Source organism: Tepidimicrobium xylanilyticum (assembly GCF_900106765.1).
Lineage (GTDB): Bacteria > Bacillota > Clostridia > Tissierellales > Tepidimicrobiaceae > Tepidimicrobium > Tepidimicrobium xylanilyticum.
Map to the genome: position 1 here is coordinate 147,853 of NZ_FNNG01000003.1, position 18,202 is coordinate 166,054.

Below are 18,202 nucleotides of genomic sequence, written 5' to 3' on the forward strand. Positions count from 1 at the left end.
ATTTTTTGATAATATTCCATATACAAAAGTTTTTCTTTTGGTTAAAAAATAAGGCAATGAACTAACTTATCATTAGTTCATTGCCTTATTTTTTATCTATTTACCAAATCCTTAGCAACTTTTTCTGCATTAAATATAATCTTTTCAACATCTAAAGTCTTTATTTCCCTATTTTCCATTATTATGTTTCCATCCACTATTACCGTATCTACATCGGAACCTTGTACCGAATAAGCCAATGCTGAAATTATATTATGCCGTGGATATAGATGTGATTTATACATATCGATTAATATAATATCGGCCTTTTTACCTACTTCAATGGAGCCTATCTCTTCATCCCATAGTAAGGCCTTAGCTCCATTGATGGTAGCCATCTCCAAGGCTGTTATAGCAGGCACAGATACAGCATCCATATTAACTGCCTTGTTAACTATGGAAGCCAAGTGAATTTCTTCAAACATGTTTAAATTATTATTGCTGGATGACCCATCAGTACCTAAGCATACATTAATTCCAGATTTGAGCATCTGGTCTACAGGTGCAAATCCACTGGCCAGTTTCAAATTGCTGCTTGGATTATTTACTGGGCTTACATTGTTATCCTTTAATATCTTAATATCTTCTTCATCAACATGGACACAGTGGGCAGCTATAGTAGGTAGTTTAAATAGCCCTAAATCATATACATGTTTTATAGGTGATTTGCCATAAGTTTTAAAGCTATCTTCCACTTCCTTTTTGGTTTCTGACAAATGAATGTGTATCCCAGTATTTAATTCGTAAGCTAAATCCATTATATCCTCTAAATATTTAGGACTGCAAGTATATGGGGCATGGGGTGCTACCATCACCTTAATCCTTCCATTAGCATTTCCATGCCATGACTTGTAAAGTCTCCTTGTATCGTCAAGTTTTTCTATTTCTTGTCCTTTCTCCTCTATAATTCCCCTAGTTAAAACTCCCCTAATGCCTGCTTCTTCTATTCCCTTTCCTACCTGATCCATAAAAAAATACATATCACAGAAGGCAGTAGTACCCGATTGGATCATTTCTACCATGCTTAATAAAGAACCCCAATAAACATCGTCTCCAGTAAGCTTTGCTTCTATAGGCCATATTTTATCATTTAACCATTCATGTAAAGGTAAATCATCGGCATAATTCCTAAGTAAGGACATACCAATATGAGTATGGGCATTAATTAGCCCAGGCATAGCCACCTTGTTTTTCCCATCGATGGTTTTATCTATTTTAAAGTTCTCTTTTAATTCCCCAATTGAAATTATTCTATCCCCTTCAATATAAATATTTGTATCTTCCAGGACCTCATCTTTACTATTCATAGGCACTACGGTAACATTCTTAATGAGTATACCCATTTTATCCCTCCTTCTAATATCCTAAAAACTCCTTTAAATGGGCAAGAAATTCTTCTGGAGTTTGAGCCTTAAGAGCTATCTTTTCAACAGGGCATATATCCGTTCTATCCCTATTCTCAATATAAGGACTTAAGTCATCATAGCTATATGGAATGTTGTTTTCCAATAGTATTTCCACTGCCTTGTTGGACATTAACTTTCCATATACCTCTTTTACTTCTAAGTATATGGAAAGCATAGCTGCTGCTTTACCTATTACCCTATCAGCTACAGACGAACCCTTTATTTGCTCTTTCATTTGGGAAGCCAATATATACATGGGTTTAATGCCCCTATCCTGACTTCTAAATATTAGCTTCCCATCCTTTACCACAGCTATGGCCAAACGTTTTTCTTCCAAATACCTTTTTGCCAATTCTATATCCATCATTTTATTCACCTTCAATCAAAGATTTACTGCCATATACATCCTTTTTCATAAATAATATTAAACCACAGATAAACCTGAATATTAAGTCCAAACCTAGGGCAACCCAAATAAAAGTAATACTAACCTTAAATACAAAGGCAACCAATAAGGAAAGAGGTACCCTTATCAACCACAAGCCTAACATGGCTATTATCATTGGAATTTTAGAATAGCCAGCCCCTCTTAAGGCTCCATTGAATACACCGTTAATATTTTGCGGTATCTGCACCAAACCCATTACAAATAGATACATGGCACCTATTTTTATAATCTCCCCATCATTGGTTAAAAGTCTCATAACTTGCTTTGGGAAGAAAACTAATACTCCTCCTGTGAATAGAGTAAGTATACTTGTCCATTTAATTAGCTGTCGAATATATTTCCTTCCTTCCTCCCCATCTTTAGATCCTATAGCATGGCCTGTAAAGGTAGTAGCTGCTATCCCAAAGCCAGCTGCTGGCATATAGGAAATAGCTTCAGCTTGTAAGCCCAGTTGATAAGCTGCATAAGCAATTTCTCCATAAGTTAGAATAGCTTTAGTCATTAGAATGGCTGCACCTTCCCAGAATATAGTTTCAAAAGAGGTAGGTAATCCTATCCTATATACAGGCAATACTTCTTTTAATTGAATATTAATGGGAGATTTATCTCCTATTGTGGTTAATACTCCATCTTTTCCAAATAACACCTTTAATCCTAATATAGCTGCAATAATTTGTGCTATCAATAAACCGAATGCAGCTCCTTTTAATCCCATAGGCCGTATTCCCAACTTTCCGAATATGAATACATAACTAAAGGTAATATTTACAATATTCATTATCATAGCAATCTTCATAGGAGTTTTAGCATTTCCCATGCCTTGTAAGGCACCAGCCACTATTAAAACGACAGTAATAAAAGGCAGTCCCCAAGAAATGATTCTAAGATACAATGTACCATTAGCTAATAGCTCTTGACTAGGGTCAAATATTTTTAGCAGAGTATTAGCATTCCAAAAAAGTAACTGGTGAAGTACTATAACCAATAGGATTGAAAAAAACAAGGTCTGGGTGACGATTTTCTTCAACTTAATGTAGTTATTAGCACCATGAGCTTGAGCAACGAATACGGATACTCCCGTTGATACCCCCCTAAATATAGCCCATATCATATTAAAGACGATATTGCTCATCCCTATGGCCCCAACGGCTATAGGGTTGATCCTACCTACCATAGCCATGGAAATAATTCCAGATGTCATCTGAAGAACGTTCTCAAGGGTTATAGGCAGGATTATAGATAGTATATTCTTTCTAATTATTCTGTTTTCTGCCTTTTTACTTATGCTGCTCATTTAATCTACCTCTGTTTAAGTTTTTAATTATAATTTCACTACATTCTAGGCTATATTAAAAACCTTATAGCTCTAACTATTTCCATTAAATCTTTAGATTTAAAGCTAACTCTCATGGAATCTATAGCCTCTACTCCCTTATAATTTAAAGCCTTTAAGGCATCTGCATGTTGCCTATATTTTATCTCTAAGTTAAATTCCTCTGGCAGCTCTATTTTATAAAGAGACAAATCCCTTTTTAAGCTTGTCTCTACGCCATCCCTTATCAGCTCTAAAGCCAACTGAGGATGGATGCTTATAGTGGAATTTCCTCTTCCCTCCTTTACCGCCACTGTAACTATATTTTCATTTATCTTCTTTACCTCATTGCATAATCCTAAATCTCCACTTAAAAACACTACTGGTACCTTTAAATAAGATGCTATATAGCTATGGATAAGGAATTCCGATAGATATTCTCTATTTAGTTTCATATAATCTATATTGGTATTCATAGTGTGGGATAAAGGATTGTCATTAGTACCTCCAGCTGAATGGTATCCTATAAATACTAAGGCATCAAAGGTTTCGTCTAACTCTTGAACCATAGAAAACATATGGCCACTCCAGCCTCTAATCAACTTGGTGCTTTTAGGCAATAGGTTATGGTCTATGTTCCTAGCGCTATCGTGAGCATCTTTTACCCAAATTTCATCTGCACCTGCATTAATGGCTCCTTCGCAGGCAGCCTTTACTTCCAAGGTCATTTGATGGGCAAATTCCTTATAGTCAGCTTCAGACTTTTCCGTTTCATTCCAATGGGTTACCCCGGTTACACCTTCAATGTCTGCACTTATGTATATTTTCATAGCCTTTTCCTCCTTCAAGAAATAATTCTCTATGTATTCATTATAGCAAGATTTCAAGGTAAGATAATAATTATTTTTCAATATTGCCTTAATATTGAAAATGTATTAGTATATATTTATCGACAAAGACACCTTATAACTTTTAGGGAGGAATATGATGAGCAATTTAGTAAATAATGAATTATTGATGGGGGATTTAAGAAAAAACCTACTTAAACTTTCTATTCCTACCATGCTTGGATTCGTTTTACAAGCAGTATACGATATGGTGGATATGATTTGGGTCGGTAGAATCTCAGCTTCTGCAGTGGCAGGAGTTACAATCTTCTCTACTGTTTTTTGGTTGGTAACGGTATTAAATGAAATTATAGGTACTAGCTCTGTTTCTCTAATTACACAAAGTTATGGAAAAGGGGATATTGAACGGACAAGAAGGATAATAGAACAAACTCTAACCTTTAAAGCCCTAGTGGCTATTGTCTCGGCACTTATAACATCAGTTATATTAAAACCCATGCTATCATTTTTTACATCAGACCCACTGGTCCTTGAAGCTGCTTTAGATTATGGATATATAAGGATGTTTTTCCTCCCCATCTTATTTTTATCCTATTCAGTAAATACTGCTCTAAGATGTTTAGGAGATGCCACAACTCCTATGAGAATAATGATAATATCCTCCATAGTTAACATGATATTAGACCCCATATTTATGTTTGATAAGATACCGGGAACCAACATACCTGGCTTTAATATGGGGGTATTTGGTGCAGCTTTAGCCACAGTTATTTCTACCATAATTGCCTTTGCTTTAGGGTTCTATGTATTGCTAAGAGGAAATAAGAAAATTAATATAAACCTTAAAGGGCTAATTCAATTGGATTGGGAAATAGATAAAAAATTATTGACCATAGGACTGCCAACGGGTATAGAAATGCTAATGAGAAACTTATCTAACATAATCATATTAAAGTTCGTATCTATTTATGGTACCAACACGGTAGCAGCTATGGGAATTGGTTCTAGACTGTTTAGCTTCGCTCTTATGCCTATTTTTGGTATATCATCAGGCGCAAGTACTATAGTAGGTCAGGCCCTAGGTGCTGAAAAAATAGATAAAGCAATAGATGCAGCTAAATTTTCTGCCCTAGTCAATGTAATAATGATGAGCTTTATATCCCTCATATCCATAATGGTGCCTGATAAAATAATGGCTACTTTTATAAACGATTTTGAAGTCATAAGAATAGGAATTCCAATGGTAAGGATTCTAATCCCATCTCTAATATTTGCTGGATGGTCTATAGGGCTAGGTTCCGTATTTACCGGTTCTGGCTACAACCTCCCTTTTCTTTTGGCAAGCATCATTGCCAGATGGGGTATACAAATTACCATGCTTTTAATCACCACTAAAGTATTAAACCTATCGGAAATCTATATCTGGATTAGCTTTACAGCGTCGGAAATTGGAGAATTAATTACAATATTAATCCATTATAATAAGGGAAAATGGAAAACTAAAAGGGTTTAAAAATTTTACTGATAATACCAATAGCAAAATATAAAAGGCATAATGATTTAATTCTCATTATGCCTTCTATAATATTACTCCAATATTTTAAACTGCCTTTCTATCAACCCCTTAAGGAGTATATAGAATAGGATGGTTGTGAGAATGAAAATAAAACCTATTATCCCATATATGAATAAAATACTAATTTTATCCAATAGTTTGTATGCTAGAAATCCTATCCCCAATAGGTAAAGGGAACCTATTCCCATTGCTATTAATACATTTAAATTCTGCTTCATAACCTTTTGTGGATTATCCCAATTAAGCAGTGGTCTAAGTATGTCTACTATCATACCCAGTTCCGTCGTGGCAATACTCCCTAAAATCCCCAGTACTGTAATCCAAAATACATCTTCTAAGTTTAATAAGCCTAAATAAGCTATAGCTCCTAATAGCGCTAAAATTCCTATTAACTGTACGAAAAGGGAAGATAAAACTCGACCCAATATTTGATCCCTTGCCTTTATAGGTAGTGTCCTTTGAATCCAAAGACTTCTACCTTCTCTAGAAAAAGTGGTACACCCTACACAGTTCATAATACCCAATAAGGTAATCATTCCAGCACCCATAAGGGGTATTAAATGAGAGTAACTACTTATTAATATATTTAATCCTTCCATAGATTGACTCCTATCCATGGAAGTAGACAGAACCAATAATATAGGTACTATAACTACCCCTACAACAGAATTCAATAGATAAACAGGAGTCCTTATAAGCATTTTTATCTCCTTTAATCCCAAGGCTATAAAAGCAGGAAATCTTTTACTGTAGTCTGATACCTTAATCTCACTACTTCCTCTAAAGGTACCCACTTCTAAATTCCCAATAAGACCATCAAAAAATACCCTTTCGCTTATATATACCATTGCCAAAAATATTAATATAGATAAACCTACGAATAATATTAGGTTTACTAGACCCATTATACTAATATAATTGCTTAAAGTTAATGCACCCCACATGCTTGGTGGAAAACTTAATCCTAATCTTTTAACCAATAGATTTGAATCCGTTGCTATTTTTATAAATAAGTCCTCTCCTTCCATCAGGGCATTTTGGGCTAAAGATTGGATTTTAAATTGGAAAGCAAGTAAGCCTATTATAAATACAAAATAACCAATAATTCGAAATAAATCCTTTCTACCTCTAATATTCGTATACTTCATAAAGAGCATTACCACTATTGAAGCCAAAGCCAAAGGTATTACTGGCAAGAATATAATTAGTATTAAAGCATATAGCCAGTATAGTAGACCTTCATTTCCTTTAAACCCAAATATAATTATAAAGGGAAGTATAATTGGGAAAGAGGTCAAATATTCATTGACCATCAAAGATATAAATTTACTTCCAATTATCTCCCTAGGTTTCAGTGGTAAAGGTACCAACACATTTAAATCATTTGAAAAATAGTTTTTTGACATTACATAGAGTATTCCTAATATAAATACGGTCATTTGGGATAATAAAAATCCATTCAATAAAAACATAGATTCCTGTCCTATGCTATTATAGGCTTCGTATAGATTAGATAATCCCTTTATTAGCATCAAATAAGAAGGTAAAACTGAAAGAATTACAATACCAAAAATGATAATTTGCAATCTATCCCTTTTATTTATAAGTTTATATTGTAATGCTGATAAGCCAAAGGTATTATTTAAATCGGTTTTGACTAAGGATAATATCTTATTCATTTTCCGTCAACTCCAAGAAGATTTTTTCTAGGGACTCCCTTTCTTCTGCACGACTACGTAGTTCCTCCATAGTACCTAAGGCGATTATCTTCCCCTTATTGATAATGGCTAATCTATCGCACAATTTTTCAGCTACTTCCAAGATATGGGTTGAAAAAAACACAGTCTTTCCTTCATCACATCTCTCCCTCATAATCTCCTTTAATTGAAAGGAGGACTTCGGATCTAATCCTACCATAGGCTCATCCAATATGAATAGACTAGGTTCATGGATTAGGGCAGAAATAAGCACCAATTTCTGTTTCATACCATGAGAGTAACTGCCAATAATGTCCCCTATGGCATGTTTCAGATTGAATATTTCCAAGTACTTCTCCATTCTTTCCTGTCTAATCTCCCTAGGCACTTCATACATATCGGCTATGAAATTAAGGTATTCTATGCCCTTTAATTTATCGTATATTTCTGGTGTATCTGGTACATAGGATAATTGTCTTTTTGCTTCTATGGGATTTTCCCATGCATCTATTCCATTAATATAAACTTTCCCATCATCTGGTTTAAGTAAACCCACTATCATCTTTATGGTTGTGGTCTTGCCCGCACCATTGGGTCCTAAAAAACCAAATATCTCTCCTGGTTTAATATCCAAATTTATATTATCTACGGCTTTAACTTCTCCTTTACTATAGGTTTTAGACAAGTTTTGCAGTTTTAACAAGGCTATCCCTCCTTTTATATATGTTATATATATAATATAACAAACGCTTATGTTTTTCAACATCAAAGTTTATATTTTATTGTTCCAAATTTTATACAATGTTATAATATGGAAAAGGGGGGAATACAGGGTGAAAAAAGTATATTTATTTTTATTTTTATTTATTAGTATCTTTAACATTACTTCCTGTGAAAAAACTAATAATCTTGAGCCAATTGTGAGTCTAAATACTAATGAAAAAGAGAATATTATTAATGAAAAAGAATATCTTGATGAAGACCTAAAACTAGAAGACAAAAAAGATATATCTTTATCCATAGAGGGTATAGAAGAAAATAGAATTTTTAAACTATTAGATGATAAAAGTTTACCTTTTATAACTTATGTACCCGAAAACTGCGACATTGTCCTAGAAGATAATAATACTATAATATCATGGAAAGAATTAAGTTTTGTAGAAATCCTTATTTTGCCAGATACTATAGATGAAATTAAAGCATTAGAGAAAGTAGAAAGCATAGTTGAAAAATATTCTCAAGCTGAAAAGATAGAAGACAAATCTTCTCAATGGAATACGGTCTATTATATGATGACTATACCTAAAAATGGAGAAACCTTAAAATCTGGTTATGTTTGGCTTGGAGAACATAGTAAAAGATTGTTTATTATATATTTGCATATAGACAATATGGAATTTGGAGAAATATTAATTCCAGAGTTCAAAGCCATTTTTCAAGAATGGATTTGGAAAGATACTAAAGAAGGAATGTGTGATTTATTTAATTAGAACAAAAGTCAGCCTAAAGTATATTTATACTTTAGGCTGACTAAATTTTTAGCCTATGGTCATGGATTTACAACGGTATTAGTTTTCCCAATGCCTTTTGCTAAACTCGTCAACCTTCTCCAAGCATTACATCCTACTATACCATCTACAGTTAACCCTTGATCCCTCTGGAATCTTCTAACAGAATTTTCAGTTCCTGAACCAAAAATTCCATCTAAACCACCACCAGTATATCCTAATGCATTCAATGCATCTTGAAGCACAAATACACAGGTATTTTTGCTACCATTTCTTAGAGTTATATACCCGGTTTCACATGCAGGAGGTTTTAACCTCTTATCGATATGAACACATGTAGGAGCATCAGATTTAGGCTCTACATATTCAAAAACACCAAGGGATTTAGCTAAATTACGTAACTTTTCTCTTTCTGTTTCATTTAAATTTTGACCACAGTCTATAGCTACTCCAGCATAATGCTGAGATTGGTAACTATGCCCTCCTTCCCATATTCTTTTAAAGGCAAATGGAACATATATACCCTTGCCCCAAGCTGTTCTAAGAGTATTCCATGCTTCCATAAATTTTCTATGCGTCCATAAAACAGTAGAACTGGAACTTCCTCTAAATTCTTTTACTTTTAAAGTATCATTGGTAACATAAGGTAATGTATCGTTTAAGCCCAAATAATAAGATTCAAAGCTATTTGTATAATCATTAAATACATAAACTCTAATTGACATTCCAATCATCCTTCCCTATATTTTCTTTTGATATACATAACAGCCGGCTGTTTGTGTATCTACTTAATATAGAGACTTATCAACCCAATATGTCAACCTGCTATACAGTTTTATTTTTAAATTTTTCCAAGCTATTTCTAATGTTTTTCACGTTTTTATCTATATCCTCTATTACATCAAATTTTTTTGTTAAACTGACTATTGTTTCTTGATAACTTTTTTATAACTTTTTCATTGTTTTGAACTATTTTCCAACTCAAACAAACTTTCCCTACACACCTGTTTACCCTCCTTTAAAATCATTTTTTCTTAACACTGCTACAAAAGGAGTTAAAATGTAAACTTATTTTTTATGTATTTGACGTTTTTATCCCAAAATTTAGGAATTAAAATTGAGACCAGTTGAGGAATATGTTATAATATGGCAATAAAGCATTCTAGGAATATCTTTTGGATTCAGGCATATTGTTTATAACACTATTGGTAGCTTTAACCAAATAGTGTATAAGGTGTTTATTTCCAGTGTTAGACCTGCATATTTATCTAAAGCATTGTGAAAATCAAATACACCAATAGAACCAATCTAGGCTAATATACTACTAGCCAATACGAGACCAATACCAGTAGTGGATTTTAGAGATTGATATTCAGTAGCATTAATAACTTTAATATTTCCCTAATAGCTTTATCAATAGTTTTATTTCACCTTCAAAACCTTAATGAGATTACAATTAAAACTTTAAAAGCTCGGATAACACTTAATTTAATCGATAAAATTTTTTTGCAACCTATCGTAGTAATTTAGCAAGTTCGCTGGAATTATTACATCTATTTTTATCTTTAATAACTCTATATCAATTCTAATAATTTATGTTAATTAAAAAATTCAATCACAAGTATTCAAAAATAACGCTTGAATTAAAAGGAGGGATTTATTGAAAAATATTTATAATTATAAACTAATTTTTATATTTATTATTTTGATTATTATACTGTTTCAATTTTGTAAAATTCAATCTTTGATAAAAGAAAAAGAAAGGTATGAGATTACTCTAAATGTATTAATAAAAGAATCTTATGGAAATTTAATAAATATCTCCGATGAATTACTACCAATGCTTACCAAGTTTTTAGAAAATAAACATTTTACAGAAAAAGAATTTGCAGTAGCGAGGAACTTAATAAAAGATTTCTCAGATCATTTCTATACATTGTCTACTTCTACAGAAACATATATTAATAGATATAATTTAGATTATACCACTGATGAACCATTCTCTATTATAGCCAATAGATTGCAAAGAGAATCCTACGGTATAATAAAGACAAATTTTTATAAGAAAACCAAAGAAGGATATGTTATACCAGATGAAAAAATAGAAAAATTTCATCTAATTATAAATTTGCTTACTAATATTAAGGATAAAAAAAGTACCATCATAAATATGACTACAGTTAACCCCAATACGAATGTTATAAAAAATAATCAGTGGATTCAACTATATGAAGAAATAATAAAAAATGTATATTAGTATTAAATAAGTTATATTAATAAGTAAAGAGACTGTAAATAATTTTGTGCTTTTAAAATTATTACACCTTTCCTGACAAGAACTAAATTTTGCTATTTGAGGTCCTGAATTTAGCATTATCTTTCCATTAATTAAAAATTTATGCATCAAATTTAAATTTTGGAGACATATTTTATAATGAGAATTTGTATTCTCTAAAGACTACTTTTGGTGGAGGAGACTATAGCTTGAAATAGTTTCGCTATTTTGCTATAGTCTCTTTTCTTTATTTAGTTTTTATAGATACTTTTCTATTCGACCTTCAAAGAATATCATTAGCTGGTTTAATATTAGGTCCCAATTTCTATATCTTTGAATCCATCTAAATTTACGCCTAAAACTACATAAGCTGCCTTATTCTTAATTTGCCCATCTTCTCTAACCTTGTAATGGATAGCATCCATTACAACAAATAAATATATTGCTTCTAAGGGCCTATTTTGCCATTCTTTTATCTGAGATATTATATTATCAGTTATCTTACTTACCATTTCTGCAGATAATTCAATCCCATAAACATATCCTAATTCTACTCCCAGTTCTGCTTCTAACATCTCTTGGAGAATATCTTTAAACATATCCTTAAGATATGAATGAAGATCTCCAGCTGTTATTAAATTGCCACCTTTAACCATATTTCTTAGAACTTCTTTTGGTAATGTTGTTATAAAAGTAGCTCCTTTCTTTTTAGAATCTTATTTTGATTCTTGTCAGAAAGGAGCAAAGTTTTTCCCAAAAAAACAAATTATTTTATACTATCTAATTAACAGTTACAATGACCTAGTAAAAAAAGTGCATACTTCCATATGGTAAAAATTATTGCCCAAATTACTTACTGTCTCTATCCTGCTAATATCCATTGTCCATTTTTATCCATAAAACCTGTTTCTAAAAAATACACAGGTATTTCTACTCCTTCTATAACCTAACTACCATATTACACCTGCATAATATATATCTATCTTCCCTAGGATCTTCCCCATCCATAGTTCTGTATACTCGATTCATTCTAGTATAAGTTCTTATTATATTATTATTCATCCCATCCTCGTATCCTGCGTCATCTTGAAATATTGAAATTAATATACTTGCTATTGCAGCAGCGTTACCTATTTTTTTACTAAATCCTAACAATGTTAGACCAATATTTGCAAGGTATGATCTAAGATTTGATTCATTATTTTTCCTTTCAATAATACCTTCTAGTGCAGTTGCCATATTATCTAAATCTTTTTTTGTCAGTTCCCTATCATAATAGCTTCTTTCGTAATAACTCATTCTATCCCCTCCTTTATTTTTTATACAAAACAGCCGGCTGTTTGTGTATCTACTTAATATAGAGACTTATCAACCTAATATGTCAACCTGCTATACGGTTTTATTTTTAAACTTTACTATGCTATTTTTAATATTTCTCACATTTTTATCTATGTCTTCTATTACATCAAATTTTTCTGTTAAACTAACTATTATTTCTTGATAACTTTTTTCCCTTTCATCCTGCTTTTTATCCATTTCCCTTTGAACTTTTAGAATATAAAATATTAGAAAAATGCTTAAAGTAGCCCAAATTCCCTGAGAAGCCGCTATCTTTATTAGTTCATTTTCCAATTTACCACCTCCTAACTAGATAAGGCATATTTTTTCATCTTAGTAAGTGCCCTATTTTTCGTACTATTTACTGCTTGTCTTGAAATCCCAACTTTTTTTGAGATTTCAATATCGCTATACTCTTTAAAATATTTTAGATGTATTATTTCTTTTTCTCTTTCAGTTAATAATGATAATAACTCGTCAATATATAACTTGTCTCCTACATTTATTTGATAAGAATCCTCAATTATATCTAAATTGATCGTAGGTTCATAATAGTATAATTTATTTCTTTTTTGTGAAAAACGTATATAACCATTCCTTATAGATCTATTTATATAACTAATAATGTATTTATCCTGTTTAAATCTGGGGTTATCAATGGGAATTTTGTAAAGCGTTTCAATAAAATTCAAAGTTAATTCCGATAGGCTATCTTCATAATTCAATAGATATGAGTACTTTCTAATGAGAGGTTGGAATTGTTTTACGAGCTTGAGTATAGCAACTTTATAACCTTTTTCTTTGACTTGAATCATCTTTATTAACTCAAACAAACTTTCCCCACACACCTATCTACCCTCCTTTAAAATCATTTTCATTTAATAATGATGTAAAAGGAGCTAAAATGTAAACATAACTTTGGAAAATTAGTAAATTAATTTACTTTATGCTTTTATTATACATTTTTCATAAAATATAATTTGTAAAAACATGTTTACAAATCTTTTGTGATTACTAAGGTTTCCTGTCTATTATTTCAGAATTCAGGCTGCATTATTGTGATGGCAAAATTCAACTTCCATAACTGTTGCTACTAGAAATTCTGACTCGGATTAAGATAAAAACTCAGCCTAAAGTCCATTTAGACTTTAGGCTGAGTAATTTGCAAGCCTAAAATTATTGTCCTACAACATTATTTAAAGACTTAACAGCCCCTTCATTGGAAACTGTCTAATATACTATTGATATATTCATAATCAAATTTAGAATCTATAATCTTGTAGTATCCATTTTTAAACTTAGGTATATCGGATCTAATGGAAAGAACCGTCAAATCATCTAAGTAAACTTCCGTTATATATACAAAGCTATATTTCAAATCGCCAAATCTAAATCCACATGAATAGTATGATTCAGTATCATGTTTATAAATTTCATCTCTGTGTCTTTTTTCTTTTAGAGGCATTAAATTTAATTTTTCAAAATAACCAAAAATAAGAGCATTGTCATCTAAGTTATAACTACTTTTAGATAAAGTCACTCCATTGGGACCGTTTAAATTTAAATAAAACTTAGTTGGAATATCTGTGGATAGTTCAGCCAAAGGGTTATAGGGAATCCTATAAAAAATATAATTTTGGTAAAAGTTTAATAATAATAAAAACAATATTAAAACATAAAACAAATATTTTAATCTTTTCATATTTTTAAACCATCCCCATAATATTTACCTTTCTGAAATAACGCTTCATAACTTTTCTACTTTTAAATTTTCATCTACAGTATCTAGTTAAATATTAATTCTATGAGTTTAGTATAAATGGATTTGTCCTTGATAATAAATTCAAGAAAGCCCTTACTATATTATAGTATATTTTATAAATATTGGCAAATTCCTTTCATGAATGAACTAAAGCCCCTATAAATCCATTATAAAAAGACTGCTAAACATATCTATTTTGTAATGTTTAAGAAACCCCTAAATTTTTTTAATATTTTAAATTACACGTTTACATTTTAGTTAAAAAAATATCTATATATAGTGAGAAACAAACAGGTTAAATTTTCTTAAATAAAAATGAATAGGAGGCGTTAATATTATGAAGTTAAGAAAAGCTATCTTAAAGCTTAAAAACAGGTCAAAAATCTGATAGCCTTAATATTATACTAATTCATTATATTACACATATAATAAAAATTATTAACTATATATGACATAAAAACGATCAAAATTATTATTATTTGTTTTGCTAATCAGACAGTAAAGTATTAAAAAGTAAAAAAGCAAAGGAAAGATTTATTATGGGAAGAAGAATAGAATATATTGATACACTTACATTATCAAAAGATCAAATAAACAAAATTAAAAGAGCTCAATTTGAAATGAGAATGAAAGATTTTCAAAACCAAGATGAAGAAAAGCTTAGGCAAAAATTATCTGCATTTGCCTCTGTACTATCGTTAGCATTTATGCTAGGAACCCCCTTTACTTTAGCCGTTGCGGTAATTTCTACCATAACTTCAGAACCAAGTGACCGTGATATTATAATCACTGTTTGTAGACATGGAGAAGATTATCTAGAAAGACTGTGGAACATCATGGACGATAATCCAAATTAGAAATTATTAAAAGTAGAATTACCATTCCTTGAATTTATTGATGAAGGATTTAGGATTGTTTCAGGTGCTGGAAGAGTTGTAGCAGTAAAAGATAATGGTATTTGGATACCCATGTAATTCACATGATATTAGAAAAACTGTTGACTTAAAAGTCCTATAATGTTTGACGTTGGTTTAATCACCAACACCAAACATTTAGTGACATTAATTTTATTTTTTGAAAATAATCAGAAATAAAAGCATTGTCAGCTAAGTTATAACTACTTTTAGCTTAAACCAGTTTTATCACATCCCCGCTATCCTATTCCCTAGTGCTCTAAATAGCTCTTTTTTATCCATATTTGGTTTTGACTTATATATCTCTTCTAGGACAATTTTGGCCCCATAGTCCATCCCCTGGCAACCTGCCAGAAGCAATATATCCTCTTTCGATACTTTGGATAATCCGTGGGATATAGCATCTGGCAATTCATCATATAAGTGAACTTTAATATTTGCTTCATCCATTATCTCCTTGAAAACTTCTATCTCTTCATCTCTTACCCTATCCTTTTCTGCGACATGGGATCTGCTTAATGTGGCGATTATCTCTTTAATATTTAGCTTTGAAGCCCATCTGACTATAGCTTTAGCATTTTCTCTGTTTGTAATTACCCCCCTGCTGCCTCTGATAGCATATACTATGTGAAGATCATTATAATCCATCATGCTCAAGGTTTCCAATGTAACATTTATGTTTTCAGGATTTGCAAAATGGTCGTCTATTATTTTGAAACCTTCATCATATATGATTTGAAAGCGCCTTTCCACTCCCTTAAAGGAATTGATCCCCTCCTGAATTATGGGAACAGGTACACCAGATAATAGCCCAACGGATATGGCTACCATCGAATTGTAAACGGAATGGAAGCCTGGAACGAACAAATCTATATTAAATTCTTGAGGTTCATACCCCATATTGTCAACCTTAATTGGATTTTGAATATGGACTTTGAATTTAGGTCTACCTGTAGATAGGTCTAAATTGCTGCAGTATAAATCCCCCCTATTATCCTTTACTCCAATAGTTAAAACCCTCGCCTTCGTTTCATCTATTAAAGATTTGGAATAGGGACAATCTAAATTTAGTATGGCCCAAGCAGTTGACTTTGCATTTCTTATTAAGCTGGCTTTATACTCAAAATATTTTTCAAAGGAAGTATGTAAATCGATATGTTCTCTCCCTACATTATTTAAAGTTACTATATCGAAATCCACCTCACCTACCCTGTTGAGCTCCAAGGCAGAAGAGGAAACCTCCATTACCACATGGGAAACTCCCTTTCTATTCATCTGGGCAAAATGACGCTGAAGGTCTAAGGATTCAGGAGTTGTTAATATTGCCGGTTCTATAAAATCTCCATATTTCACCATAACGGTGCCTATTAGCCCAGTCTTTATTCCATAGCTTTCCAAAATGGAATTGACCATAAATGAAGTAGATGTCTTTCCATTGGTGGCTGTAATACCAATTACCGTCATCTTTTCCGAAGGACGACCATAATAGTTATGGCTCAAGGTAGCTAAAGCCTTACGGCTGTCTTTTACACGGAATTGTGGAATGTCTATCTCTTGATAATCTTCCACTATAACTGCTGCTGCACCATTTTCAATGGCCTGGTTAACATACTTATGTCCATCGACATTGCTTCCCTTTATACAGACAAACAAATCCCCTGGGCTTACCTTTCTTGAATTATAAGCAATGCCCCTTATATCCATATCCTTTTCATTCCAGAATTCAATTACATCTATAAACTGGAGTAATCCATATAGCCTCATCTTTAGTACTCCCTTCAATATAAGTAGTGTTACCTATTAAACTTAAACATTTTTCTAAATAAAGAACCAAATTTATTTCCAAGAAATGCAAAAGCAGGTTTAGGATCCTTCCAATCCCAGATAGCATATGCCTTTGGTTTATTAAAAGACCTTATTATGTCCATTAGTTTCAATTGTCCAGTTTTTAAGTAATCCCTTATAGCAAATAAATCTTCATAGGCATACCAAAATACTAAGTTTGTATCATACGTAATGGCATAAGGTTCTAAAGGCTTACCTGTTAATTCTCGATAAGCAATATAGGGCATATTAATTCCTGCCTTAAACAACAAACTATTAAGATTGGTAGTCCTAGTATTGATCTCTATTAAATAGTATTTCCCAGTAGTTGCATCTTTCTTAAACTCTATTTCTGCAAAACCTTTATAACCAATATCTTCTAAGAACTTGCCACCTATGTCATATAATTCGGGTACATATTTTTGTCCAGTATAAACAGAAGCCCCAAAATTAACGGGAAATTGTCTATATTTTTGGCATGTTATCCAGTGTGTTACCTTAGCATCTTGATTTAGATAGGCATCAAAGGTATACATATGGTCATCAAAGCCGGGTATAATCCTTTGAACTATTACCTCCAAATTTGCAGAAGTAGCCTTTTCAATAGCCTCTTCCAATTCCTTTATATTATACACTTTGAACAGTTTCCTCCTAAATTTGGATACAAAAGCAGGAGAATCAGTAGGCTTTACTAAGCATGGAAATTTTATAATCTCTTCTACCTTCTCTTTAAAATTTTCTTCATCTATATGAACTGTCTCTGGCACTAATACCCCATGTTTCTTAGCTAAGGAATGTAATTCTCCCTTATCCATAACCTTCGTATATAGACCTTTTTCTGTTTGTGTAACTAAATAATATTTAGATAGAATAGGCAAATACTTATCCATAAATTCTACATATCCATCTGCAGAAGGAAATAAAACCGGCTTATGCTCTTGCTTTTTGCCATATTCCACTAAAAAATCCAATAATCCTTCAGGGTCTTTCTTACAATTTGGTCCAACCAAAAACTCAGAACAATATTTAGAGTAAAATCCATAAGTACCCTTTTTTGAATAGTCTATAGCAACAGTAGGTATTCCATGAACACCTAGACAGCGCATAATACTCAATCCTATATAATAATTAGCTCCAAGAACAACAGCTTTAGTTTTCATTATTCCACCTCAATATTCTATCCACTTTTCTATTAATATAAACCATTACATTGTTTAAAATATTGTAGCATATAAATGGAATTATTTCCAAATAG

General features: G+C 31.8%; 17 protein-coding genes and 2 pseudogenes. 4 read left to right on the forward strand and 15 right to left on the reverse strand.

Features of this window, described 5'->3' with window-relative positions:
• Positions 1 to 92 precede the first annotated feature (92 nt).
• From BLV68_RS04935 to BLV68_RS04950, 4 genes are read right to left on the reverse strand one after another with little or no spacing between them, the layout of a single operon-like run.
• The gene (locus BLV68_RS04935) at positions 93 to 1,382 is read right to left on the reverse strand and encodes an amidohydrolase (RefSeq protein WP_093751429.1); all 1,290 of its coding nucleotides are present in this window, start codon (positions 1,380 to 1,382) and stop codon (positions 93 to 95) included.
• A 13-nt stretch (positions 1,383 to 1,395) separates the two neighbouring features.
• Positions 1,396 to 1,812 (reverse strand): DUF1893 domain-containing protein, encoded by a 417-nt coding sequence (locus BLV68_RS04940; RefSeq protein WP_093751431.1) that lies wholly within the window; start codon positions 1,810 to 1,812, stop codon positions 1,396 to 1,398.
• Position 1,813: 1 nt separating this feature from the next.
• Positions 1,814 to 3,187, reverse strand: coding sequence for an MATE family efflux transporter (locus BLV68_RS04945; protein WP_093751433.1), 1,374 nt, complete (start codon positions 3,185 to 3,187; stop codon positions 1,814 to 1,816).
• A 50-nt stretch (positions 3,188 to 3,237) separates the two neighbouring features.
• Entirely contained in the window at positions 3,238 to 4,035 is a 798-nt protein-coding gene (locus BLV68_RS04950; protein WP_093751435.1) for a M55 family metallopeptidase, read from the reverse strand.
• Between the two features lie 157 nt (positions 4,036 to 4,192).
• On the opposite strand from BLV68_RS04950, the gene BLV68_RS04955 reads away from it, so the two are divergent.
• A complete protein-coding gene (locus tag BLV68_RS04955) occupies positions 4,193 to 5,566 on the forward strand; it encodes an MATE family efflux transporter (protein WP_093751437.1) in 1,374 nt (457 codons plus the stop codon).
• A 74-nt stretch (positions 5,567 to 5,640) separates the two neighbouring features.
• Here the strand turns inward: BLV68_RS04955 and BLV68_RS04960 are convergent, their stop codons facing one another.
• Both BLV68_RS04960 and BLV68_RS04965 read right to left on the reverse strand, forming a co-directional pair.
• Positions 5,641 to 7,308, reverse strand: coding sequence for a putative ABC transporter permease subunit (locus BLV68_RS04960; RefSeq protein ID WP_093751439.1), 1,668 nt, complete (start codon positions 7,306 to 7,308; stop codon positions 5,641 to 5,643).
• Positions 7,301 to 8,029 carry an ABC transporter ATP-binding protein gene (locus BLV68_RS04965; RefSeq protein ID WP_093751441.1) on the reverse strand — a complete coding sequence of 243 codons (729 nt, stop codon included), beginning with the start codon at positions 8,027 to 8,029 and terminating at the stop codon, positions 7,301 to 7,303. The genes BLV68_RS04960 and BLV68_RS04965 overlap by 8 nt, the downstream gene beginning before the upstream one ends.
• A 130-nt stretch (positions 8,030 to 8,159) precedes the next feature.
• Here BLV68_RS04965 and BLV68_RS04970 point away from each other — a divergent pair, with 130 nt between their 5' ends.
• On the forward strand, positions 8,160 to 8,816 hold the full coding sequence (locus BLV68_RS04970; RefSeq protein WP_093751443.1) for a hypothetical protein: 657 nt from the start codon (positions 8,160 to 8,162) through the stop codon (positions 8,814 to 8,816).
• A 59-nt stretch (positions 8,817 to 8,875) separates the two neighbouring features.
• Here BLV68_RS04970 and BLV68_RS04975 read toward each other — a convergent pair whose 3' ends face one another.
• Complete coding sequence (locus BLV68_RS04975; protein WP_200773650.1) at positions 8,876 to 9,559, reverse strand: peptidoglycan-binding domain-containing protein; 684 nt, start codon at positions 9,557 to 9,559, stop codon at positions 8,876 to 8,878.
• Between the two features lie 100 nt (positions 9,560 to 9,659).
• Positions 9,660 to 9,767, reverse strand: a pseudogene (locus BLV68_RS16250) (BhlA/UviB family holin-like peptide); the annotation flags it as partial.
• Positions 9,768 to 10,494: 727 nt separating this feature from the next.
• Here BLV68_RS16250 and BLV68_RS04985 point away from each other — a divergent pair.
• Positions 10,495 to 11,091, forward strand: a complete 597-nt coding sequence (locus BLV68_RS04985; RefSeq protein WP_093751447.1) for a hypothetical protein — start codon at positions 10,495 to 10,497, stop codon at positions 11,089 to 11,091.
• Between the two features lie 344 nt (positions 11,092 to 11,435).
• Here BLV68_RS04985 and BLV68_RS04990 read toward each other — a convergent pair.
• The 5 genes and pseudogenes from BLV68_RS04990 to BLV68_RS05010 all read right to left on the reverse strand — a co-directional run.
• Positions 11,436 to 11,798: pseudogene (locus BLV68_RS04990) on the reverse strand (transposase); the annotation flags it as partial.
• A 250-nt stretch (positions 11,799 to 12,048) separates the two neighbouring features.
• The gene (locus tag BLV68_RS04995; RefSeq protein ID WP_093751449.1) at positions 12,049 to 12,408 is read right to left on the reverse strand and encodes a hypothetical protein; all 360 of its coding nucleotides are present in this window, start codon (positions 12,406 to 12,408) and stop codon (positions 12,049 to 12,051) included.
• 90 nt (positions 12,409 to 12,498) lie between these two features.
• Positions 12,499 to 12,741, reverse strand: a complete 243-nt coding sequence (locus BLV68_RS05000; protein WP_093751451.1) for a BhlA/UviB family holin-like peptide — start codon at positions 12,739 to 12,741, stop codon at positions 12,499 to 12,501.
• 11 nt (positions 12,742 to 12,752) lie between these two features.
• Positions 12,753 to 13,295 (reverse strand): sigma-70 family RNA polymerase sigma factor, encoded by a 543-nt coding sequence (locus BLV68_RS05005; RefSeq protein ID WP_093751453.1) that lies wholly within the window; start codon positions 13,293 to 13,295, stop codon positions 12,753 to 12,755.
• Positions 13,296 to 13,663: 368 nt separating this feature from the next.
• The gene (locus BLV68_RS05010) at positions 13,664 to 14,149 is read right to left on the reverse strand and encodes a hypothetical protein (protein WP_093751455.1); all 486 of its coding nucleotides are present in this window, start codon (positions 14,147 to 14,149) and stop codon (positions 13,664 to 13,666) included.
• Between the two features lie 599 nt (positions 14,150 to 14,748).
• Between BLV68_RS05010 and BLV68_RS05015 the strand changes: the two genes are divergently transcribed.
• Complete coding sequence (locus BLV68_RS05015; RefSeq protein ID WP_093751457.1) at positions 14,749 to 15,066, forward strand: hypothetical protein; 318 nt, start codon at positions 14,749 to 14,751, stop codon at positions 15,064 to 15,066.
• Between the two features lie 285 nt (positions 15,067 to 15,351).
• Here the strand turns inward: BLV68_RS05015 and BLV68_RS05020 are convergent, their stop codons facing one another.
• Complete coding sequence (locus tag BLV68_RS05020; protein ID WP_093751459.1) at positions 15,352 to 16,887, reverse strand: Mur ligase family protein; 1,536 nt, start codon at positions 16,885 to 16,887, stop codon at positions 15,352 to 15,354.
• A gap of 29 nt (positions 16,888 to 16,916) precedes the next feature.
• On the reverse strand, positions 16,917 to 18,107 hold the full coding sequence (locus tag BLV68_RS05025; protein ID WP_093751461.1) for a carboxylate--amine ligase: 1,191 nt from the start codon (positions 18,105 to 18,107) through the stop codon (positions 16,917 to 16,919).
• Positions 18,108 to 18,202: the final 95 nt, after the last annotated feature.